Here is a 23,637-nt window from a genome sequence, read left to right as displayed (position 1 = left end):
GTGATTTCTTTCAAAAATGTCAACAAGTGGTATGGGGATTTCCACGTCCTCAACAACATCAATCTGGAAATTGAAAAAGGCGAAGTCGTGGTCATTTGCGGTCCGTCGGGGTCCGGAAAATCCACTCTTATCAGATGTATAAATAGACTGGAACCAATCCAGGAAGGTGACATCATTGTCGACGGCATGAATGTGTCCGATTCCCGGACAAACATGACCATGCTGCGCGCAGAAGTCGGTTTCGTTTTTCAGCAATTCAACTTGTACCCGCACATGACTGTGCTGGACAACATTCTTCTGGCACCGACAATGGTTCGCCGCCAGCCTAAGGGCAAAGCCACAGCGCTGGCCATGGAATTGCTCAAAAAAGTCGATATTCCAGACAAAGCTGGCTCGTATCCATCGCAGCTATCTGGCGGCCAGCAACAGCGAGTCGCAATTGCTCGTGGACTTGCCATGCAACCCAAGATCATGCTCTTTGATGAGCCCACGTCCGCTCTGGACCCAGAAATGATTAATGAAGTCTTGGATGTTATGAAATCTTTGGCGCGTGAAGGCATGACCATGATTTGTGTTACGCACGAAATGGGATTTGCTCGCGAAGTTGCTGATCGTGTCATTTTCATGGATGGGGGCAACCTGATTGAAGAGAATACTCCTGAAGAATTCTTCAACAACCCCAAAAGCGACCGTACCAAAGATTTCCTGAGCAAAATCCTGAGCCACTAGGCAAGGTATATAGGCCCGCAAGACATAGTGTCTTACGGGCTTTTCGTATACGAACTCAACCGTTTAAGGAGAGGTAAATGAGAGTTCTCAAAATCACCGTCCTGGCCGCCCTGCTCGTGATGGCCGCTTCTGTTGCCTTTGCAGGCCCCACCTATGACCGCGTGATGTCCAATAAGGTCGTCAAAGCCGGTATCACCAACCAGGGTATCCCCTTCGGCTTCATCAACGATCAGAACGAATGGGTCGGCTTCGATGTTGATATGGCTACTGAAATCGCCAAGCGCCTCGGCTGCAAACTGGAAAAGACCGTTGTAAATAACAACACCCGTATTTCCTTCGTGCAGACCAACCCGCCCAAAGTCGACATGGTCTTGTCCAACATGACCCACAAGCGCGTCCGCGATGAGAAGATTGACTTCTCCATCACCTACTTTTTCGATGGTCAGAAGTTCCTGGCTCGCAAGGGTAAGATTAAGTCCCCCGCAGATTTGGCCAAAGCAAAGGTCGGCTCCATGCAGGGTACCACCTCTATCGTTAATGCAACCGAATACCTGAAGAAGCAGGGCAACCCCAATCCCAAGGTTATCGGTTACGACGGCGAAGTCGCCATGTTCGAAGCTCTGCGCTCCGGTCGCGTTCAGGCTATCACCACTGACTCCACCATCCTGCTCGGCTACGCTGCCAAGGTTCCTGGTCAGTTTGAACTGGTTGGCGAATTCATCTCCGATGAGCCTTACGGCATCGGCCTCCCCCAGGATGATTCCGCATGGCGCGACATCATCAACTTCACCATTCAGGACATGTGGAAAGATGGTACTTACATGACCATCTACAACAAGTGGTTCGGTCCCGATTCCGCTTACCCCTTCCCCATGACCGAAAAGATCGAGATGTGGCCGTAGGTCGCATGGCATAAGCCAACAATCAGGTCCCGGAGCCGAGTGCTTCGGGACCTTTCCTTCGGATTACCGCATGTTTAAAAGATATTTCGAAAAGCTTTGGGTCCAGAACCTTTCCCTACTCGTCCTGTTGGGACTGGTTGCATACTATTTCGCCTTTGTCTTCGAGTTTAAATACGATTTCAACTGGGCTGTTTTCACCACTGAAGGTCAGTATGGACACATGGGGCATCTGATGCTCAATGGTCTAAATACGACCATCACAATTACGCTTTATTCGGCTGCTATCGCCCTAGCTATGGGCACCATATTTGGTCTGGCCAGACTTTCCAGCTTCAAACCTGTATACTGGTTTGCAACCTGCTATGTGGAACTCTTCCGCAACACGCCGCTTCTGGTTCAGCTTTTCTTCTGGTACTTTGCCCTGCCCTATGCCTTCCCTGAAGAGATTCGTTTTCAACTCTTTGAAATGAATTTTGAGTTCTGGACGGCTACAGTTGGTGTTGGCATATTTACTGGTGCATTTATGGCTGAGATTATCCGAGCAGGCATTCAGTCAATTCCAAAAGGACTGCTGGAAGCCTCTTACTCATCTGGCCTGACCTTCCCGCAGACGTTACGCAAAATCATCCTGCCTCTTTCCTTCCGTGAGATCATTCCGCCCTTAGGCAGTGAATTCCTCAACAACATGAAAAACACCTCCCTTGCCATGACAATCGGCGTAGGCGAGGTATGTTGGTCTATGCAGGAAGTGCTCTCTTTGACATATCACTCTTTTGAAGCACTTATTGCAGCGACCATTATCTACTTGTGTCTGTCATTAACGATCGCATTCATTCTGAACTTGGTAAACATCAAGCTCAAAATCATGCCTCGAGGACAGGAACCTCTCTCCAGAAAAGTCGCTAATATTCTGTTCTATCCTTTAGAACTCCTCGGCGAAGGAATGGAATACGTTCTTTGGTACTTCCGTAAATCGCCTGATCAGTCCAAGACTGTTTCTCCGCTCCGTCGCATTGTATCTCTTTCTTGGAAAGGAACCATCCTTGGTGCTAAAATACTCTTTGTAGCCGCCTTGGCTGGTCTTATTTACCAAACGGTGATGGCTGTCGCTGGATTCAACTTTGAGGTTATCAAAAACAACCTTTACGCATTGACTTTCTGGCGTTTTCCGAATGGCGATGACACGGAGTTCTTCATGGGACTTGGCGGTTTGGCCGGCGCTCTGCTGATGGCTGTTATTTCCATCTCCGGCAGCTTCGTTATTGGCCTGCTCGTAGGCATGGGCCGTACTGCACGAAACCGTGTTTTCCGAATTCCTTGTACCTTATACATTGAATTAGTACGCGCTATTCCTCTGATCTTGGTCATTTTCTGGTTTTACACCGTAGTGCTAGATATCATCTTCAAGATTGAACTTCATGCATTCTGGGCAGCAACCATTGCTATGACCTTCTTCTTTGCAGCGTATATTGCCGAGACTGTTCGCGGAGGAATTGAAAACATCCCACCTGGACAAGTAGAAGCAGCGAAAGCCTCCGGCCTGACCTACCTGCAAACCATGCGTAAGATCGTCCTTCCTCAGGCACTTAAACAAATGTTGCCAGCTTTAGTCGGCATGTTTATCGCCGCCTTCAAAGACACGTCCCTCGCATATATTATTGGTGTCATGGAACTGACCCGTGCAGCTTACGCCATCAATAATCGCATCATGGTTCATCCTTTTGAGATTTATACTACCATTGCGGTTATGTACTTCGTCTTCAGTTATTTCATGTCATTGTACGCAAAGAGATTAGAGCGAAAACTAAGCCCGGAAAATGTTCGTATCGAGATGTAGTTCAAACAATAAATACAAAAATAAAGGGGGGAAGCAATTTGCTTCCCCCCTTTTGTTTATTCCATACATATTTTATATAGCTAATTAGAATCAGATCCCAAAGGCGGTTTCTCATGTTAGATACTCTTTCACAACCAGAAGCAGTTTGCATTCTGTGTTTGCTTATGGTTGGAGCTGATGACGAGGTCAAAATGGAAGAAATATCCTCAATGCTAAACAACCCCTTTTTTAAAGAACATGTAACCCAAAAAATTGGCTCTCACAGAAAATTTCTTAAACGTTTCAAAAAAGCCAAAGCTGAAGTGGGAGCAAAAGCTCTCGAGCAAAAGGCAATCACTGTAATCAAAACCACTTTCCCCGCCTTCCAACTTAAACTACTTGCCTTGCTGACCCTCATTGCAGGAGCAGATAACAATTATGATCAGCAGGAAAAAGAACTTATTGCACGAATTGCCACCAACCTCGGGGTTTCTATCGAAGATGTGCAGCCTGAACTTGAAAAGATGAGAGAGGCCATATTAAATATGCCAATTCGAGATGATGATTCAACCTCCAACGGCGATCCTTCTTAATATAGTTCATCTAATCACAATATTTTGATCACTCACTCTAATGCTGGATAATACTACCAAATTCTTATCACCATTGCGCAAAAACGGTACACACTTCATTATCCGCACAAGGACTTTCCCTTATAAATTCAAGGGAAGTGGACATGGTACGCAACTTGCCGTAGTTTGAGCGTAATCATTTCTCAACCTTTGGAGGATACTCATGCATCGTTTTTTGATCAGCACAATGGCAATCAGTGTACTGATATTATCAGCCGCACTGGCCTGGGCAACCGTAGAAGCTCCCAAAGAACTCACACTTCAACCACCTGCAAGCATCAAGGCAACAAAGACATTCGTGGCCTTTCCTCATGCAAAGCATGAAGCGGCTAAGTTGGATTGTAAAACCTGCCACCACACATGGGATAGCAAGGCTGATATCATGAAGTGTTCCTCATCTGGCTGTCACGATCAGCCTGGAAAGAAGGGAGAAAATGCCTATTACACCGCATTCCACTTCAAGAAGTCTGATGGTTCTTGTCTTGGATGCCACAAGGCTATGAAGAAGCAAGGCAAAAACGTACCAGTTGCTTGCAAGCAATGTCATCCAAAGAAGTAGAAATTTGCAAACAATAATAATCAAAGAGGCCCGCATTTAGCGGGCCTCTTTGATTATACTCTCTTTAAATTCTTCGTGACATATTAAGAGACTCGTAGGGCTTCCTTAACAGCTTTAAGCCCCTTAACCTTGGCAAGAGCTCCATACAGTTGATTGAGGTCTCGGACCTCAACTGTAAATTCCAATTCAGATGTTCCGTCAACCATAGACTCAAACTTTCCAGAATCAATGTTGACATCTGCCTCAGTAAGCATGTTGCATATGCGGGCAAGCATACCAGGCTTGTTGAGACACTTAATCTTAATCTTTGCAGGATATGGTTTTTCCTCGGCTCCTTCCCAGGAGACCTGGAGTAAACGCTCATCCTCGAAATTCTTGACATTGTGGCAATCTTTACGATGCACCGTTACGCCACGCCCACGAGTTATGTAACCAACAATGGGTTCACCTGGTAACGGGTTGCAACAGCTAGCAAAACGCACAAGCACATTATCCACACCAGATATAGTAAGCCCATCTTTCTTTGGCTTTTTAGCAGTTTCCGGCTCTGTGGGTTTTGCCTTGTGCTTGCGCATATCCAAGGTTTCACCGTGTTTGAGTGCATATAGGCGCTTAAGGACTTTACGCGGCGTAAAGCGGGAAAACCCAACCTGAGTCAACAAGTCATCAACGCTACCACAGTTGAATTCCTCTGCAAGCTTGAGAAATTCTGGCTCCTTCATAATTTTGTTAATATTCAGGCCAACACGACGCCCTTCCTTTTCAAGAAGCTCCTTGGCTAAAGAAATTGCCCGCTCGCGTTCGACTGTGCGCACATATTGCTTAATACGAGTCCGAGCCTTGGCCGTCTTGACAAATTTAAGCCAATCTCGACTAGGTACACGATTCTTATCCGTAATGATTTCAACAGAATCACCGTTTTTAAGAGTGGAGTGAAGAGGCACGATGCGACCATTAACTTTGGCCCCAGCACAAATGTCCCCCACCTCAGAATGGATCGCATAAGCAAAATCTACTGGCGTAGCCCCTTCAGGGAGTTCCTTGATGTCACCATTAGGGGTGAAGACATAGACTTCCTCTTGGAACATTTCCAATCGAAGAGAAGACATAAACTCTCGCGGATCAGAAAGCTCGCGCTGCCAATCCATAATCTGCTTGAGCCATGTATACCGCTCAGCATCACGTGTGCCCGTCTGCTTACCCCGCTTAGAACCTTTGCCCACTTCTTTATATTGCCAGTGGGCGGCAACACCATATTCCGCTATTTGATTCATCTCGTCCGTACGGATCTGAAATTCGATCCGCTCACCATCGGGCCCAATGACCGTGGTGTGAAGAGACTGATACATATTCGCTTTTGGAATGGAGATATAATCTTTAAAACGCCCCGGAACAGGTCGCCAAGCAGCGTGGATAAGCCCCAGCACAGCATAGCAATCTTTGAGAGTCTTGAGGATAATACGGAATGCTATAAGATCGTATATTTCATCAAACGTCAGTCCCTGTTGCTCCATTTTAACATGAATGGACTGAAGATGCTTGGTGCGTCCATAAACAAGCCCCTTCATTCTATTCTTCTTGAGCATATCGTTAATGATATCAACAACCTTATCAATATAAGGTTCACCAGCCGCACGATGCTCTGCAACAGCATCTCGTAGTTGCACGAATACATCCGGCTTCAGATACCGCAGGCACAAGTCTTCAAGCTCAGTTTTAATTCGATGCAAGCCAAGCCGGTTAGCAAGAGGAGCGTAGATATCCATGGTTTCTTGAGCGATGAGACGTTGCTTCACCGGCTTCATGAACTCTAAGGTACGCATATTGTGCAATCGGTCAGCCAACTTGACCATCAGCACACGAATATCCTCAGCCATCGCCAAAATTAATTTTCGGATATTCTCAGCCTGCTGCACAGCCTTTGACTCGAAATCCATCTGAGAAATCTTGGTAACACCATCAACAATGTCAGCCACATCTGAACCAAAAAGATCTTCGATATCATCAACTGTGGTATCAGTATCTTCTACTGTATCATGAAGAAGACCGGCAGCTACTGTTGCTTCATCAAGCTGCATCTCGGCCAAAACATATGCGACATTAATTGGATGCGAAATGTATGGCTCGCCAGAACGACGCACCACGCCATCGTGAGCCTGGGCTGAATAAATATATGCCCGCTGAATAAGGTCCAAATCTGGATTATCAATATATGATGCCACCTTATCGGTGATCTCGTTAATGCGAATCATGAAACTCAGCTTAGTGTTAAGGTTGTCGCTGAAGGGAAGTGGGGATCCACCATTTGGTGAAATTGTATGCAATTCCGGCCGGGGCCGCATTTATATTCTGCACTCTAGCTTGTACAATTGGCAAGGATTTCGGCACATATAGAAAGCAATACGGCACTTCGTCATGCAGTATTTCTTGAATACGATCATAAATTGGCTTGCGCTTATTCTGCTCAACAAGCTTACGGCCACGTTCAAGCAAATCATCTAACTCTTCATTTGTATAACGAGTAAAATTTAATCCACCGTCCACGGCCATAGAAGAATGCCAAACACTATAAATATCTGGATCTTGTAGTATATTCCAGCCAAGAATAATGGCATCAAATCTGCCTTTATCAACAAATTCCTTGATAAAAGCAGCCCATTCAACCGTGCGGAGATCAACAACAATACCGACATCACGCAGACGCTGTTGGAGAATAACTCCCGTCTTTATCCGCTGGGTGTTCCCTTGATTAGTAATAATCGAAAAAACGAAAGGAACGCCATTCTTATCAAGAACACCGTCACCATCTGTATCTGTCCACCCTGCTCGGGCTAAAAGGTCTCTTGCTTTGATAGAGTCAAACGTTCTTGGGGCTATTTCATTATTATATTGCCATGTTCCTGGCTTATAGGGGCCATTTGCAGCCTCCCCCAATCCATATAAAACACCTTTTACAAGCTCACGCCGATCAATTGCGTAATCAATAGCACGTCGCACACGGACATCCTGAAAAAAAGGATGCTTCATATTGAATCCTAGAAAAGTATACCCTGAAGACAAATACTCAAACTTATTGAAGCTACCATCCCAACCCAAGCCAGAGGTCTGATACAGATACTGGAGCGGAGAGAGATTCATTATATCCAAATTACCTGCTTTAAGCTCAAGAAACTGAGTTGAGAGATCAGGGATCATTCTATAAACAACCTCATCAATAAGAGGCTTGCCTTCAAAGAAATCCGGGTTTGACTCAAGTACGACTTGAGTGCCAGGCACCCACTCTTTAAGTTTGTAAGGCCCAGCTCCTAGAGGATTTCGACTATACTCCGTATTCAAAAGGTCTTCACCTTCCATAGCATGCTTTGGAAGTATATCCGTCGCCCAAGAAACCAAGGCTTTCGCAAAAGGTTCCTCATACTCAACTTCGAGAGTAAATTTTCCTGTACGCCGAAATGCTTTCACCGCTTTGAAATTTGCTGCATACGCCGTTGGTGTTTTCGGATCGATCATCAGCTTGTATGTGAATTCCACATCCTCTGCTGTCAGTTGCACACCATCAAACCAATATATATCTTCTCTCAATTTAAATTTAAGTAGTTTTCCACCATCTTCTACCGAGAAGGACTCTGCTGCATAGGGCACCAGGTTGATATTCTTATCGTATTTAACCAATCCTACAAAAATCTGTGATGCCACCTCATGAGATGCAGAATCTGTTGCAAGCATTGAAATGAGATTACTAGGTTCCCCGAGCATGGCTTCAATGATTGCTCCACCAGACTGCGGCACAGTTGGAATCTGCGTGATATCGACGGGTTTGATAGGCGTGCCAGAGCCGCTCTCTCCACACCCGGAGAGTAGCACCAAAAGAAAGATGATTATAACAGGGATGCAGAGCCTCATTTTTTCTTGCAAAATAGAAGGGGTTGAATCATATAATTAAGAGAGCATCGGCCATTTGTGTCACTATGTACCATCATGTTTGAAAAGCCAAGTGGACGAAGCGGAAGAAAAGTATTTTCCCCACCTTGCCGAATGAAGAAGATAAGAGTAGAGAAGGCTGTCCAATTCGGGGGAAAACGATAGGAAGTACTGTTTTAATGAGTAGCGGTGAAGAACAAATAGTCAAATCCATTTTGCAGGATTTTATTAAGGACTCCATCCCGGAATATATTCTGGAGATGGCTGAAGCGGTCGTAGTGAATGACGGTGTCATGAAACTGGACCTTAAAAAGCGAGACCAGTATTGGGATATCGATGGAACAGTTCAAGGAGACGACTTTCAGAATTACACATCTGAAGTCGGACTTAATCTCGCCGAGCAGTCCATTAACTATTACTGCAACTGCCCGGACTCCTTCTCTGGAGTTTGTCGGCATGTAGCAGCCACGGCGGTCAAACTTCTTAAATCACTGGATTCTGAATCCGGTGAAGAAGCCCCAATGCCTAGAACAGATTGGAAGCAGACCTTCCGTCCCTTCTTTGCAACGGAGCTAGAACCAGAAGCGGGCCGTCACTATCTAATATATCGTATATACCCGGAACTTGGACGTCTCCAAGTAGCCTTTTTCCGAGCCCGCCAAAACAAGTCTGGTATCTCTCAGGTTCAAAACGAAGTCACTTTGGCGCAAATAGTCGAAAACCCTGATTGGTGCGACACCTCTCCGGCCTTACCAGGTGTAGCAGAACAGATTGGACACTATCTCGACTATTGGGGGCACAAAGTTGAAATCCCAGCCGGCTTGCATTCCTGGTTTTTCCGAGCGGTCAAAAGCGAATACTATCTGTATCTTCGTGAATCAGACCAGCCCGTAACCATAGAATCCAAAACTATGCAGCTCAAACTCGCTCCAACCTTGAGCGAAGACGGACTCAACTTTGACATTTTACTTTCGCGTGAAGACAAGATGCCTTTCTCCATCACTGATGAGGAAGAAATCTATTTTTACGGAAGATTGCCGCTTTGGGTTTACTACAAGAATTCATTCTACCCAGTGCAAACAGGGCTGGACCCCAAACTCGTCCAAGGTATGGTTGAACAAAAGCCCATTGTTCCTCATGCTGACGTTTCAGAATTCCTTGATCGTGTTTGGACAAAAATTCCTGTTTCAGACCTTTATGGTCAAGAAGATTTCCTTGAACGCGTAGGTCCTATCTTCCAGCAAGCGGATTACAATCCGAAACTTTATCTTGATGAAGAAGGCTCTTTGCTCGTGCTCAAAGTACAAAACATATACGACAACGAGCACGGCGAGTTCATCATGCCCGGCCCGAACCCAGACCTCCAGACTGGCAGTTATCACGAGGGCGGCAAGTCTTATCTTATCCGTAGAGCTCAGGATGAAGAAGCGCAACTCATGGCCGAGTTGCAGGACATGAATTTCCAGCCGAGAAATAACCACATCTGGTTCATGGAACAAGAGGAAGCGATAAACTTCCTCTTGGACTTCTACCCTCAGTTAGTTGAGGCATACCGAGTTTATGGTGAACAAAATCTCACCCGATATAAAGTCCGCACAACCCAACCTCAAGTGGTTGCCGAAGTGGAGACCGACGAGGAAGAAAAATGGTTCAACCTTGAACTGGCAGTTGAATACGACGACCAACGAGTTCCGATCGAACTTATTTGGGAAGCTTGGACCAAAGGCAAGCGCTACGTACAGCTCAAAGATGGCTCTTATACTAGCCTCCCGGAAGCTTGGCTTAAGAAGCTTGGTAACAAATTAAAAGCACTTGGATTTGATCCTGAAAAGGCTCCTAAACAGCAGTTCAACCAGTATGAAGCACCTGTGCTTGAAAAAATTCTGGAAGATCTGCCTCAGGCCCAAACGGATGAATTCTTTGTTAGGCTCAAGGAAAAGATCAACAACTTCGAATCAATCAAGATGGTCGAACAACCCAAGGAGCTCCAGGCAACACTGCGTCCCTACCAGGTGCAGGGCTTAAGCTACTTCAACTTCCTTCGTGAATACGGATTTGGGGGTATCTTAGCGGACGAAATGGGTCTCGGTAAAACCATCCAGACCCTTTCCTACATCCAGTCACTAGTGGACAAGGGAATTGATGGGCCAAACCTGATTATCGTTCCGACTTCGGTTCTTCCCAACTGGGAACGAGAGGCAGAGAAGTTTGTTCCCGGCCTCAAACGACTGACCATTTACGGCGCAAAACGTGACGACCTGTTCCAACACATCAACAACTCGCATCTTGTAATTACTACGTACGCCCTTTTGCGTCGCGATTTGGATGAGTTGCTCAAGTACGACTATGCCAGTGTCATCCTTGACGAAGCCCAAAATATCAAAAACCCTAATACGATTACGGCCCGCTCTGTGCGAAAGCTTGAAGCAGGACTTCGTGTGTGTCTGTCTGGTACCCCCATTGAGAATAACCTGTTCGAATTGTGGTCTTTATTTGAATTCCTTATGCCTGGCTTCCTTGGTTCACAGCACTCATTCCAGCGCGGTATCGTAAAGCCCATTAAGGATGGTGACGAAGAGACCCTGGATTATCTGCGCACAAGAGTTAAACCGTTCATCCTGCGTCGAACTAAGTCTGAAGTGGCAAAAGATCTGCCGCCTAAAATTGAGACAACTCATTACTGCGATTTGGTCGAAGAGCAGCGAGAACTCTACAACGCATTGGCTATGAAACTAAAGAATCAGGTGCTCAAAGACGTTGACGAGAAAGGCATGGCCAAAAGCCAAATGTCCATTCTGGATGCTCTTCTCAAATTACGCCAAATCTGTTGCCATCCGCGTTTGCTCAAGCTCGATATGCCTGGTGTTTCCACAAACCTACCTTCTGGCAAATTCGACGCCTTCAAAGATTTGGTTGTGGACATCATTGAAGGGGGTCACAAGGTTCTTGTATTCTCTCAGTTTGTACGCATGCTCCACGTCATCCGTAACTGGTTGCAGATTCGGGAAATCCCGTTCGCTTACCTTGACGGCTCCTCCAAGGATCGTTTCGAACAAGTTGACCGGTTTAATGAAAGTGAAGACATTCCAATCTTCCTCATCTCGCTTAAAGCAGGTGGTACAGGGTTGAACCTAACAAGCGCAGACTACGTAATCCACTACGATCCGTGGTGGAACCCCGCAGTTGAGAACCAAGCAACTGACCGTACTCACCGAATCGGCCAGAAACGTCAGGTATTCGCATACAAGATGATTTGTCAGAATACTGTTGAAGAACGAATACTGAAGCTGCAAGAGCAAAAGAAGGACGTTGCAGAAGCCATTATACCTGGTCAATCCGCTCTCAAGAGCCTTACGCGAGACGACTTGGAAATGCTGTTCGAGATTTAGCCGACACTTAAACAGGAAGCATTCCTATTTACAATGAGGTTGCATAATGCTAGCAGTTTTATTGCGGTCATAACGACTCAACCATACGAAATTGCTATAGGATGATTATGCAACCGATGATGCAGCTATACAAATACGCTACTTACGTATTCGATCCGCTTCACCACTTTTGGGAAAGCGATAGAACCCAGCGCTTTGTGGCTGGTCTCCTGATCTTTGTTTTCCTATTAGCGGTTATAACTATTGAAATGAAGCGACAGGGCTGGATAACCGGCCCTGTCGCCGACATGATCCCAACAAGCCACTACATGGCTATAAATCTAGCCTTCACACTTGTCTTGGTTCTAGAGGTTATTAGCCTCATTTTTACGCTCCCCTGCTCCATATCAAAAGCAGTTGGCAAGCAATTTGAGATCCTTGCTTTAATCTTCTTGCGAAGTGCCTTTAAAGCTTTAGCGGATTTTCCAGAACCAATATCTATCACCGGACACATAGACGAACTCTATATAATTTTAGCAGATGGCGGAGGAGCAATTGTTGTTTTCGCCATGCTAGGAGTCTACACACTTCTCCGTAGACAATTAGAAGAATCTCTTACCGGTGGACCGTCCTTGTTCAAATTCGTTGCAGCAAAGAAGCTTGTTGCAATCGTCATGCTGATCATTTTCGTAGGAATGGGAATCAAAAATGCCCACCTCTTTTTAACGGGACAACACCCTTTCCATTTTTTCCAAAGTTTTTATACTGTTCTAATTTTTAGTGACATAATGTTGGTGCTAATTGCACAACGCTTTCTACCCAAATTCCATGCAATATTTAGAAATTCTGGATTCGCACTTGCGACCCTTCTTATCCGGTTAGCATTAACTGCGCCGCCTTACTACAATGTTTGCATAGGCATTGCTTCCTGCGTATTCGCTTGTCTGCTTACACTTGTCTACAACACATTCTATTCTCGAAAATCTCACTATAATAGGAAAAAAGCCTAAGCGCGCAATTCGTTTTATTTGCTATCCGAAAAGCGAGACCATTCACATAGCTTCAAAGCTCAATCATCTTTGAGGTTCACGAGCAAAGGCAAGCGTGATGAAACAGGCCACCACGGCCAAACCACCATAGCACGAGATCACTTGAAAAAGAGTCATGAACTTGGACAACTGTCCTGCCAGTAAGCTGGTAACCGCTGCACCCGTGTATGATGTCGCATAAATCAGCGATAAGACACCGGCACGTTCCTGAGAAGTAATTCCATCAAGGAGGGCACGGATGCTTCCTGTCAGTGCTACGCCTTGGGCAGCACCGGCGATGGCACTCATGCCGAGGAAAACCGGGATAAAAGACATCTTTATGGCATAGATGACACCCCCGACCGCCAAAGTGAAGACGACTATCCCGATGCGTTGTGCCCTGGCAGGAGAAAGGCGCGCAGAAAGTGGTCCGCCGATTGCGCTAGGAAGCAAGAACGATGCAAACACAATGGCTGCCATTATCGTGCTCCGTGAACCAAGTTCATCTGCGGCAATGGATGGACCATAGGCCTGAAAAAAGCCGCCAAGAGCCCATGTAGCCACAAAGAGGCAGGCCGCGATAGGATACAGTCGCCGATCAGCATGAGGAAGCGAAAAGGACGGTCGAAAAGAAGCAAGCAACCCCGGCTTTCGTTCCACGGTTTCCTTTCCCATAACTATCAGAAGACAGACCACCGCCATTTCAGCTAGAATAAGCCAATAACAGAGCATCCGAGGATACGGACCATATTCGACAAGAATACCTGAAGCCAACGCACCTAATGTCAGGCCCACCATAGGAGAATTACCCACGATCACGGCGGAAAGCCAACTCAATTTAGGTGGAGCACTGTCGACCACATAAGCAGCAATGGCACTGGAAGCCAGTCCGCAGGACAGTCCGAGCAGGAGCCGGGCAGCAACTAGAGGAAATACGCCATCAACATCCAGCAACAAGACAGTGGCAACAGCCGACAGTCCAAATGTAATGATAGTTACGGGTTTTCTTCCGAGATGATTCGAGATGCGTCCGAATATGAGCAACGCCGTAATTGCACCAATAAAATAGACCACCGCAGTCAACGCAAGATCACTGTAACTGAGTTCTTCTGAACGACGATAAACATCATATAATGGAATCGGCGTAGCTGAAGCGGCAAAGGCCATCAGCATAGAAAGTGTTGCCGCGATAAAACCTATATTCTTTCTGAATCGTTTCAATTTTTTTCGTTTCCTGTCGCTTCATTATTCACAGATACAAAAGATTCTCCAAAAGACTCGCCCAACCTGTAACATTTACAGGTTGGGCATAGTGGTAATGAAGATTTTTGATGGATATGATGTGTTCTAGAATCACCTTGCCTCAATCTGTATGATGCCACTTAAGGAACGTATCAACTCACTTCCCTTGATGGAGTTACCTAGTTCGTACAACCCTGAAGCGGAACCAAAGCTGTCATAGAACATGACCACATCAGCCCAAGGAGCGTAATACGCGAGAGTCCCCGGATGAGCAGATTGGACCAACGGGGTATTTGAAGTGTTGAGCTTTTTCGGGGGGTAAAAGATCTTCTCTTTTCCGCCGTAGTCTTCAACGTCAATTTCCAATGGCAACTGAGCATACAACTCTTTGGCTGCCTGACTGTCATTGAGTTCGAATACAATCGTACTTCCATTGGCATTGATCGTAATCTGCATGGCTTTTTCCTTTTGTTCGACAGGAGCTTCCAACTTACGGACAACAGCTCTTTCAGACATGGCAGCAATGTCATCGATACCGGTCAAACCGACACCAAGACGATGCATTTCATCACCCGCATAAAAGTCCTTGTAAAGAATGAAGGCGTCACCCCACGGCGCGTAGTAGCTCAATTCCCCTTTTTTGCCATCATGATAAGCCTCATCTGCCGTGACATTCAACTTTTCCGACAGATAGAACATCCACTGAGCATCCCGAAAGTTGCTAAGGTCCAGTTCAAGGGGAAGTTGGTTGAAAAATTCTTTTGCGGCAACAGTATCGTAGAGTTGAAAAGTTGCTTGCTTTTCTTGAGAAATAATCTCTACCCTCATTTCGGAGAGAGTCAGTCTATTATTTTCTGCAGCCAAAGTTTCTCCTTTGAAACTGAGCAGAGCCAAACAGGCAACCATCCCAAAGACAAAAGTCACCAACTTTGAAATCTTGTAGAGGTCCATCACACCCTCTCTATTATACGTTGAAGCCAACCTCATAAGCCTGGTTACAAACACTTTTCCCCCGGACGCCGCCTTCGCCCCAAATACCAGTGACGGAAATGGTCCCTTTCTCCTGGACGTCAAGACAGTCTGTAAACACCCTGAACGTATTAAATGTACTCTCCACAGGGAAGTTGCCGCCAGCCGCCGAAGCTATGAAATAGACCTCTTGGCCATGAATCATAGGATAGATGGGACAAACTCGGTCCATGAAGGTTTTCATCTGACCATTGAAAGAGCGGAAGTATACCGGTGAGGCCAGAACGAGTACGTTGGCTGCAAGTAGCTTTGCCATGATTTCGTTCATGTCATCATTCTGGACGCAAGTTCCAGGCTTGCTGATGCAGGAGCAGCATCCGGTACAGTAGTTGATATTTCGTTCGGTCAAACGAATCTTTTCCACTTCATGTCCGGCTTCTTCTGCTCCACGCATGAATTCATCACACAGGATGTCGGAGTTAGCATTTTTTCTAGGGCTTGCCGAAATGATCAGTATCTTTTTACTCATTGTATGTTGCCGGTGATTTTTAAGATGAATTCTACCCGAAGCAGTAACAGGCTGCCACGGGTAGAGATTGTTTCTGGAGAAGGTTTCAAGGTTTATTTACGGGCAGCCAACACCTTATAAAGTACGCCATCGGCTGCTTTGGCTTCTTCTTTGCCCACACGGTTTTCCAGCACCTTAATGAAGTCGTTCATCTGCCCTTCTGACAGGCCAGTATTCATTGCGGCACCTATATGGAAGTTGAGCGGTCCTTCTGCTCGCCCCAGAGAGGCTAGACAGGCGATGGTCGCCAACTCTCGCTCCTGATGGGTAAGGATGTCGCGGGCAAAGATGTCAGCGAAGAGATGTTCCTTCAGAAAGGTGTCGATAATAGGCGAAAACTCCTGGTAAGGAGCTTTGGTTGTCGGGATTTCCTTGATGCCGGCAAGGTCTGCTCGTACGCGTTCACCATATGTGTCCCTATCTAAATCGACCGGAATTGGCGAAGCATCCTTGCCTTCTTCGTCCTTAATTCCGTTTACCTTTCGTTCATCCATCACGCTCATGAAAGTCCAGATTCCGCCAAGGCTGCGGGGAAATCCTGCGTATGCATACATCTGAACCAGAACTTCCTTCACTTCGTTGACGGTCAGTCCGGCTTCCAGCCCTTCGATCAGTGCCGGCTTGAGGCGCTCTATGTCACCGTTTGTGGTGAAGGCAGCGATTGTAACGATCGCCCGCTGACGTGGGTCGAGAGTTGTTTCCGTATTCATGTTACCAGCCTCCGTTGTGGCCGAAAAAACAAAAGCCATAATAAGCGTGGCCCAAAGCAGAGTAGATTTCTTTCTGCGCATAGCTGCCTCCTATCGCTTCATATATTGTCCATTCGTTACTTTTTCGTTCCAAAAGAACGCCTTACCTTCCTTGCTGCCGGAGATGACCAGATGGGTCATGGGAGCATCCGGAGTTGCCCGACTTGGTGTACCAACCGTCTGTTGACTAAAATCAGGCATGAGAAACGCTCGGACCTTACTAGCCAAGCGCGTCGTACTCTTCGTCGGAGACTGGCTCCAACCACTCGTTGGATTTGTCTTCAGCAGGGACTTCCACAGCCACGTGCGCGAACCAGGAATCCTTGGCGGCACCGTGCCAGTGCTTGGTCTCGGGCGGGATGTTGACCACATCACCGGGTTTGAGCGCCTGTGCGGACTTCCCTTCTTCCTGATACCAACCACGTCCGCCAGTCACTAAAAGGATCTGTCCACCCTTATGGTGTATGTGCCAGAAGTTACGACACCCCGGTTCAAAGGTAACATTACCGATGACTACGCCTTCCATTGAAAGCATCTCAAGATAGCTGGTGCCAGTAAAATAGGCTGCATATGCTTCGTTCAAGGCTCCCTTAGGGAAAATGCCCTCTCCATTGAATATATCGCTCATATCAAATCTCCTTGATGATTATGGACTGATTAGAGTTATTTCGACTCGATTCGAACGTCGATGCCGGCGTCAAGGGTATCCATAATGGCAGGATCGCCATCTAAGGTCCCCATGGTGACCATACCGTCGAACTGCTGGGAGATTTCCTCGTCTTTGTAGAGAATCGCGAAATAGCTCCCGCTGACGGCAAAGGCTATGTCACCATTCCTCCAGCCACTATGCAATTCCACAGCGTCATAGGGTAACGGCTCGCTCATGACACCGCAGTAATCATGTTCATACCGTTGCAATTTTACCGTGTAGGGCAACTTTGCCAGCAGTGCCTGAGAAGGTTTGCTGTTGTTTAGGGTCGCCGGAATCACTATTTCACCGACGATCAATTCTACTTTGGTTCCATTCTCCGGCATCTCTCTTCCTTATTCTTCGTGTTGCATGTTTTCTTTTTCAGCATCTGCGACTGTTTTGATAAATTTCGCAGGAACCCCACCAACAATGGTGTCCGGAGCTACATCTTTCGTCACCACCGCACCTGCAGCAACAATAGCGTTGTCTCCAATCGTCACGCCCGGCAGGATCGTGGCACTTGAGCCAATCCAGGCACTTTTACCGACAACAATGGGTGCAGGATAAATACAATGGCGTGTCTCTTGGGAATATCCATGATTAAGGGTTGCAAACACAACTTTGTGCCCAATGAAAGCACCGTCTTTGATGGTAATCCCACCCTGATCTTGAAAATTACAGCAGGAGTTGATGAAGACGTTTTTGCCAATGTGAATGTTCTTTCCAAAATCAGAATAGATCGGTGGAAACAAGGTGAATGTCTCGTCCACAGGCTTGCCGATAAGATCGGCCATGAGCGACCGAACTTCTTCCGCCGAATGATATGAACCATTCAACTCAGCCGTTATTCGCATGGCTTCGTTGCTGAAATGTACCAATACGCCATGAAGCTCTGAACCTGCCTGCATGGAGTGGCCGTAGTCGAAATGGTTCAATAGTCGCTTAAGATCCATTTACTCTCTCTTTCTATCAGGACGGCCCCACCCTTTGAAAAAAGCAAGGCCGTTCTGAACACACTACTTCAATGCCTTGGTGAAGAAGTCTTCCAGCTTGTCAAAAGGAATCATATCCACACGATCGTACAGATCGATGTGTCTGGCACCGGGAACGATCACAAGTTCCTTGGGACCTGCTGCAAGCTCATATGCATCTTCGGTAAAATAACGGGAATGAGCCTTCTCACCCATGATGAAGAGAATCGGACGAGGCGAAACATCTTTTATGAAGTTCATCAGCGGGAAGTTCACGAACGCCATGTTGCTGGTAGCAGTGAACGGACCATGGGAGCGGGGATGGTGGCCGCGAGGCATGGCGTAGTATTCCCAGAACTCGCTCATAATGGGGTCCAGTTCTTCGGGGATAGAGTCGGTCGCGACCGTCGGGAAACCTTCGGGCAACATGGGAGTACCGTTTTCAAAATCTATCCAGCGCTGCTCGCCGAGTCCCACCAACATCTTGGTACGTTCCTCGTTGGTCATGGAATCTTCCCAACCGTTACGGATTACTCGGCTCATGTCATACATGCTCGCTGTAGCGACAGCCTTGATCCGCTGGTCTACCTGAGCAGCCTTGAGCGCAAATGCACTGCTGCCGCAGATACCGATTGCACCGATTCGATTCCTATCAACAAAGGGACGAGTTCCCAAGAAGTCAACTCCCGCGCTAAAATCCTCAGAGAAGATTTCCGGAGAAGAGATATGCCTCGGTTCTCCACCGCTCTCACCATTATAGGATTCATCAAAGGCGATGGCGACAAAACCGCGCTCCGCCATGGTCTGTGCATAGATACCTGCGCCCTGTTCCTTGACACCGCCATAGGGCGTACCGATGACGAGAGCCGGGTACATCTTGGACTTATCGATATTCTTGGGCAGATACATATCTGCAGACAATGTGATTCCGTAGCGGTTCGGGTACGAAACCTTTTCGTGAATTACTTTATCGCTCAATTTGAACGTCTTATCCCAGATCATATCACCCTCCGCGTATGCGAGGTTACCAGCCAGCACCAAAGTCAGGAATACCAGCACGGTTCTTGCCAATTTGGTCACAAACGTTTTGGTTTTCATTGTGGCCTCCTATAGAACAACTTTTGTTATTGTTACTCTGCTACAAAGCAGCCCTAAAAATCTCGATCATGTCATCGACACTAAGGAAAGGACGTCCGGGCAAGTTGCCCTTGCCGTCGCTCACAATCTTCAGGGTATCCTTAGCGTAGGTCTCGAACAGTTCATCGGTGATGCCCAGTTCAGAGAAACGGGTGGGACAATCAATTGAACGCAGAAATTCTTCAAAACGATTGATGCCTTCCAACGCACAATCAAGGTCGCCTTCGGACTTGGCCTGAAGGCCGAAGAGGCGTTCAGCAAACTGGACGTACTTGGCAGTGTTGGACTTGACTGCAAAACGCATCCATGCCGGGTTGATAATAGACAGACCTGCTGCGTGGGTAATATCGTGATAAGCGGAGACAGTGTGTTCCATCATGTGAACAGGATAGGGAGCATCAGTCCCCACCTGAGCCCAACCAATGAGAGCAACGGAAGCGGCCCACATGACCTGTGCACGTGCTTCCACGTCATTACCATCGGCAATGGCCTTCGGCCCCCACTCCATAGCCGTATGAATGACGCCTTCTGCCAAACGATCTTGAACAGGGGTGTTATCAACACCATTGAGATAGGACTCGGTAACGTGAGTGATCAAATCACATACCCCGTATGCAGTCTGGTCCTTAGGTACGCTCACGGTCAATTCGGGATCCATTACTGCAACCTTAGGATACAGCAGCGGAATCTGAATGAAGGATTTAACCGTTGTTTCTTCGTTAGTAATAACCGCACCGCAGTTCACTTCGGAACCGGTTGCTGCCAGCGTGGGGACTGTGATCACAGGAAGTGCCTCGGTCGGGACGTAGACCTCTTCCTGACCATGGAGAATCATATCCCAAGGGTTGCCATCGTAGAGTGCGGCAGCGGAAATAACCTTGGAAGCGTCCATGACACTGCCTCCCCCCAGAACAACGATCACGTCGCAGCCTTCAGCACGAACGATATCGGCACCGCGGGAAACGGAGGTGATACGCGGATTGGGCTCAACGTCGGAGCATTCAGCATATTCAATTCCTGCCGCTTTCAGACTTGCGACAACATTATCAAACACGCCGCTACGCTTGACGCTACCACCACCAGTAACGATCAGAGCTTTCCTTCCATATTCACTGACCACTTCTCCAAGGCGAGTAATTGTTCCGGCTCCAAAAATAATACGAGTCGGGTTTTGAAATTCAAAGTTCATTATGTGCTCCTTTGTTTTCATTGTCGTTGAAACCTTTTTAAGGAGTTCTTAAACCGACTTGAACACACAATTCTCTCAAAAACTTGCCCATTCCTCTAAACACACCTATTTGGTATTGAATTAGAACTGAAAATGGTGTTGATAATTAAAGCAGCCCACAGGAGGTAGCACAAAATGTCTAATATGCTAAAATTACTTAAAGAGTACGAAATACCGGACGGAAGCGCTGTGGAATCCTGCTATAGAGGAGTCCGTTTTTTTAAGGAAACACAGCATGTTCGTCGGAGGCCGATGTTGTACAATCCTGGTTTATGCATCGTTGCTTCGGGAGCCAAAGTCGGACATCTCGGCGGCCAATCCTTTCATTATGATGCAGACAACTATTTGGTAGTTTCCGTAACCATGCCTTTTGAAAGCGAGTCCTTTCCCGATGAAGACGAACCACTACTGGGCGTATACATTGATATTGATATGGGCCAGCTAAACGACCTGATCCGTCAAATGGACCTGCAGGCCGATTTCTCGGATTTGGAAGACAAGGGCTACCCGCTTGGTATCGGACCTTCCACTATGGATGAAGACATGAAGGACGCCGTGACTAAACTGCTCAAGGCACTTCGATCGGAACGAGAGGCCAAGATCCTTGCCCCAGGACTGGTTCGGGAAATATACTATCGCGCTTTATGCGGCAGTCAGGCGCAGGTGCTCTACTCTCTTGCCAAAGGCAATAGTTCGTTTGCCCAAGTAGGTAGCGTGATCAGCCTGATGGAAGGTAACTACAATGAAAAGCTGGATGTGCAGCAGTTGGCAGAATCCGCACACATGAGCGTGTCCGCTTTCCATAAGGCGTTCAAAGAAATTACTGCCGACTCCCCCCTGCAATATCTCAAAAAGATTCGCCTTGCTCGAGCAAAGGATCTCATCATTCAGGAAAACATGAAGGCTTACCTCGCAGCAGATGCCGTAGGATATGAGAGCCCATCCCAGTTCAGCCGAGAATTCAAGCGCCACTTCGGACAGAGTCCGGCAGAGGTCATTCGTGAGATACGATCGTCTTAAAATCTGAGCGCATGGATCATGAAGATACCGAGGCAAGGATATGATCCATAAACAGCCGGACTCTTTTGGTTAGCTGTCTACAACCCGTCACCATGCTCACGTCGTGGACAAAGCCTGCGCTCCATTCAGGAAGTAGGCGTACTAGGCGGCCCTCCTTTTCGTCAGGCTCAGCATCGCCTTCACGAATCATGGCAACGCCATGGCCTGCCAATGCAAAATCTAGACATAGCCCAACAGAACTAAAACTGTACTGAGGCTGCACCTCGACAAGAACCTGCCTGCTACCGTTATGCATGGGCCATCGACAGCCAAAACGCTGCAGGACGATGCATGGCAGATCATGCAAATCGCTCGGCTCTTTGGGGATAGGATAATGTTTGAAAAGAGCAGGCGAAGCGTAGAGGTGAGGTTCGATGGTGAGCAGTTTCCGGGCAAGAAGGGATGGCGCTACCGAGCCTCCGAGTAGAAAGGCCACGTCGTATGGATCAGTACGCATATCCACAGGATGCTCAACAAAAGTCAATTCGATTTGGATATCCGGCCAAATGCCCGCAAAATCCAATATTGCCTCCTTGAGCAGGCGTTCATAAAGGTCCCGGAACATGCAAACACGAATCAAGCCGGACGGTTTCTGCATATTCATGACTACCGAGTCATACGCCTTTTGCGTTTCCTCAAGAATAAACCCACAACGATCCAACAGGTACGCACCGTTGTCAGTCAATTCGACATTGCGAGTATCCCGATAAAAAAGCAGTACGCCCATTCGCCCTTCTAACAGCTTGATCCGTCTGGAAAGTGTTGAGACTCCAATTCCCAATATATCCGCAGCCTTGGTAAAGCTCTTCTGTTTAGCCACTTCTACCAATAGTGGAACGTCATTTAAAAATTCATGCACCATTATGCTCGTCAGTAGAAAAGAGTTTTTCATTTGCCCTAGTTTATTCTGCTTATAGCCATGATATGAAAAGGCAAGTCTAAAGGCAACACCCCTCTCAATGTGCGAGAAGAAATGACCTTTCAAAGGAGATAATAATGACGATGCAATCCATTTTAGACGATACCGCAAACTTCTTGGAATATCTTGGCCTGAAAGAAGCCCCCTTCGGCGTCTACTATTCAGACACATTACCGGAGAAAGCCTACGGCCCCCAAAAGGGGACACCCATTTCTCGCGAACTGGAAGACAGGCAGGAACTGGACATGCAGAAAGTGATGAAAACGTTCTCCTGCGTCATGGGCAACATTTGGCTAGCAAGGAAAAAGAAAGGTGCAGCATATATTTCTGCGGAGGAATACGGCTGCCCCGGTGGCGTATACTACTGTTCGATGATGAAGCCTCATCTCAGGTTCATTGAGCACTACGTATCTACCGGTTTTGAAAATACTCCCATACATGGAGAGCGGTACATGCCCAACCCCGACTCCATGCGTGAGTTCATGCTCAAGGTGAATCCCCGTGAAGCCACAGGTAAGTATTGCGTCTTCAAACCACTCCCTGACTTTTCTGACAACCAAAAGCCGGAATTCGTCATCTTCTTTGTGCGCCCCGAAGTGCTGAGCGGCCTCTTCACTCAGACCATCTTTGCAACCGGCGACATGGAGTGCGTCGTCTCCCCCTTTGGTGCAGGCTGTACAAATATTATAAGCTGGCCCCTCTATTACAAAGGTCAGGGTCAGGAAAAGGCAGTCATAGGAGGCTTTGATCCTTCTGCCAGAAAATTCATGAAAACTGATGAACTAACCTTCACTATATCCCTAGATCTATATGAGAAAATGTTGGCTGCTTTGCCCGAATCCATGTTTACCCACGAAACCGACTGGAAGAGCGTTCGTAAGAAAGTCCAACGCAGCGCCAAGGCATGGGGCGAAGAAACTAATTAAGCTCAGCCTTAATTACAAAGGATTAAAATTAATGGGACCGAGGTATTAAACCTAGGTCCCAATAATATGAATAGAGATTTTTTAGGGCATGAAGCCTCAACGAATGATGTCCAAAAGTAGAGTCTCTACCTTTTCCTTTTTGCCTTTCTTAAGCACTCAACCAACAAAAAGGCATCTGACGACGTTAAAACTCTGAAACTATAACCACGATTCGCAAGAGCCG

The 23,637-nt window shown here is 47.0% G+C and carries 21 protein-coding genes; 9 read left to right on the top strand and 12 right to left on the bottom strand.

All coding sequences use genetic code 11. The annotated features are described in order from the left end of the window. The 5 genes from HFN16_RS14440 (at position 1) to HFN16_RS14420 (ending at position 4,638) form a co-directional block, all read left to right on the top strand. Positions 1-729 carry an amino acid ABC transporter ATP-binding protein gene (locus HFN16_RS14440; protein ID WP_168891431.1) on the top strand — a complete coding sequence of 243 codons (729 nt, stop codon included), beginning with the start codon at positions 1-3 and terminating at the stop codon, positions 727-729. A gap of 77 nt (positions 730-806) precedes the next feature. Continuing rightward, on the top strand, positions 807-1,631 hold the full coding sequence (locus tag HFN16_RS14435; RefSeq protein WP_168891430.1) for an ABC transporter substrate-binding protein: 825 nt from the start codon (positions 807-809) through the stop codon (positions 1,629-1,631). A gap of 70 nt (positions 1,632-1,701) precedes the next feature. Then, the gene (locus HFN16_RS14430) at positions 1,702-3,468 is read left to right on the top strand and encodes an amino acid ABC transporter permease (protein ID WP_168891429.1); all 1,767 of its coding nucleotides are present in this window, start codon (positions 1,702-1,704) and stop codon (positions 3,466-3,468) included. Between the two features lie 113 nt (positions 3,469-3,581). After that, positions 3,582-4,040, top strand: a complete 459-nt coding sequence (locus HFN16_RS14425) for a TerB family tellurite resistance protein (protein WP_168891428.1) — start codon at positions 3,582-3,584, stop codon at positions 4,038-4,040. Positions 4,041-4,242: 202 nt separating this feature from the next. Further along, entirely contained in the window at positions 4,243-4,638 is a 396-nt protein-coding gene (locus HFN16_RS14420) for a cytochrome c3 family protein (protein ID WP_168891427.1), read from the top strand. An 83-nt stretch (positions 4,639-4,721) separates the two neighbouring features. Here the strand turns inward: HFN16_RS14420 and HFN16_RS14415 are convergent, their stop codons facing one another. Next, complete coding sequence (locus HFN16_RS14415) at positions 4,722-6,890, bottom strand: bifunctional (p)ppGpp synthetase/guanosine-3',5'-bis(diphosphate) 3'-pyrophosphohydrolase (protein WP_168891426.1); 2,169 nt, start codon at positions 6,888-6,890, stop codon at positions 4,722-4,724. Between the two features lie 16 nt (positions 6,891-6,906). Beyond that, complete coding sequence (locus HFN16_RS14410; RefSeq protein WP_168891425.1) at positions 6,907-8,541, bottom strand: peptide-binding protein; 1,635 nt, start codon at positions 8,539-8,541, stop codon at positions 6,907-6,909. Positions 8,542-8,738: 197 nt separating this feature from the next. Between HFN16_RS14410 and HFN16_RS14405 the strand changes: the two genes are divergently transcribed. Beyond that, positions 8,739-11,948 (top strand): DEAD/DEAH box helicase, encoded by a 3,210-nt coding sequence (locus tag HFN16_RS14405; RefSeq protein ID WP_168892374.1) that lies wholly within the window; start codon positions 8,739-8,741, stop codon positions 11,946-11,948. A gap of 107 nt (positions 11,949-12,055) precedes the next feature. Next, on the top strand, positions 12,056-12,937 hold the full coding sequence (locus HFN16_RS14400; RefSeq protein WP_168891424.1) for a hypothetical protein: 882 nt from the start codon (positions 12,056-12,058) through the stop codon (positions 12,935-12,937). A gap of 63 nt (positions 12,938-13,000) precedes the next feature. On the opposite strand, the gene HFN16_RS14395 is transcribed toward HFN16_RS14400, so the two are convergent. From HFN16_RS14395 to HFN16_RS14355, 9 genes are all read right to left on the bottom strand, one after another. Next, complete coding sequence (locus HFN16_RS14395) at positions 13,001-14,176, bottom strand: MFS transporter (RefSeq protein WP_168891423.1); 1,176 nt, start codon at positions 14,174-14,176, stop codon at positions 13,001-13,003. A gap of 132 nt (positions 14,177-14,308) precedes the next feature. After that, positions 14,309-15,148, bottom strand: coding sequence for a cyclophilin-like fold protein (locus HFN16_RS14390; RefSeq protein WP_210772202.1), 840 nt, complete (start codon positions 15,146-15,148; stop codon positions 14,309-14,311). A 13-nt stretch (positions 15,149-15,161) separates the two neighbouring features. Beyond that, the gene (locus HFN16_RS14385) at positions 15,162-15,695 is read right to left on the bottom strand and encodes a flavodoxin family protein (protein ID WP_168891422.1); all 534 of its coding nucleotides are present in this window, start codon (positions 15,693-15,695) and stop codon (positions 15,162-15,164) included. A gap of 92 nt (positions 15,696-15,787) precedes the next feature. After that, entirely contained in the window at positions 15,788-16,525 is a 738-nt protein-coding gene (locus tag HFN16_RS14380) for a carboxymuconolactone decarboxylase family protein (protein ID WP_168891421.1), read from the bottom strand. A gap of 178 nt (positions 16,526-16,703) precedes the next feature. Further along, positions 16,704-17,111 carry a cupin domain-containing protein gene (locus HFN16_RS14375; RefSeq protein ID WP_168891420.1) on the bottom strand — a complete coding sequence of 136 codons (408 nt, stop codon included), beginning with the start codon at positions 17,109-17,111 and terminating at the stop codon, positions 16,704-16,706. 35 nt (positions 17,112-17,146) lie between these two features. After that, the gene (locus tag HFN16_RS14370; protein ID WP_168891419.1) at positions 17,147-17,518 is read right to left on the bottom strand and encodes a cyclophilin-like fold protein; all 372 of its coding nucleotides are present in this window, start codon (positions 17,516-17,518) and stop codon (positions 17,147-17,149) included. Between the two features lie 9 nt (positions 17,519-17,527). After that, on the bottom strand, positions 17,528-18,127 hold the full coding sequence (locus tag HFN16_RS18985) for a DapH/DapD/GlmU-related protein (protein WP_168891418.1): 600 nt from the start codon (positions 18,125-18,127) through the stop codon (positions 17,528-17,530). A 63-nt stretch (positions 18,128-18,190) separates the two neighbouring features. Further along, positions 18,191-19,243 carry an alpha/beta hydrolase gene (locus tag HFN16_RS14360; protein WP_168891417.1) on the bottom strand — a complete coding sequence of 351 codons (1,053 nt, stop codon included), beginning with the start codon at positions 19,241-19,243 and terminating at the stop codon, positions 18,191-18,193. 40 nt (positions 19,244-19,283) lie between these two features. Continuing rightward, positions 19,284-20,471 carry an iron-containing alcohol dehydrogenase gene (locus HFN16_RS14355; RefSeq protein WP_168891416.1) on the bottom strand — a complete coding sequence of 396 codons (1,188 nt, stop codon included), beginning with the start codon at positions 20,469-20,471 and terminating at the stop codon, positions 19,284-19,286. A 291-nt stretch (positions 20,472-20,762) separates the two neighbouring features. Here HFN16_RS14355 and HFN16_RS14350 point away from each other — a divergent pair, with 291 nt between their 5' ends. Continuing rightward, the gene (locus HFN16_RS14350) at positions 20,763-21,530 is read left to right on the top strand and encodes an AraC family transcriptional regulator (RefSeq protein ID WP_247648346.1); all 768 of its coding nucleotides are present in this window, start codon (positions 20,763-20,765) and stop codon (positions 21,528-21,530) included. A 16-nt stretch (positions 21,531-21,546) separates the two neighbouring features. On the opposite strand, the gene HFN16_RS14345 is transcribed toward HFN16_RS14350, so the two are convergent. Next, positions 21,547-22,461, bottom strand: a complete 915-nt coding sequence (locus HFN16_RS14345; protein ID WP_247648345.1) for a LysR family transcriptional regulator — start codon at positions 22,459-22,461, stop codon at positions 21,547-21,549. A gap of 104 nt (positions 22,462-22,565) precedes the next feature. Between HFN16_RS14345 and HFN16_RS14340 the strand changes: the two genes are divergently transcribed. Further along, positions 22,566-23,414, top strand: coding sequence for a DUF169 domain-containing protein (locus HFN16_RS14340; protein ID WP_168891414.1), 849 nt, complete (start codon positions 22,566-22,568; stop codon positions 23,412-23,414). The last annotated feature ends 223 nt before the right edge of the window (positions 23,415-23,637 follow it).

Origin of the sequence: Pseudodesulfovibrio sp. zrk46 (assembly GCF_012516435.1) — a bacterium.
Taxonomy (GTDB): Bacteria; Desulfobacterota; Desulfovibrionia; order Desulfovibrionales; family Desulfovibrionaceae; genus Pseudodesulfovibrio.
The sequence above is the reverse complement of the archived record's forward strand: the minus strand, read 5'-3'. Positions and strand labels throughout refer to the sequence as shown.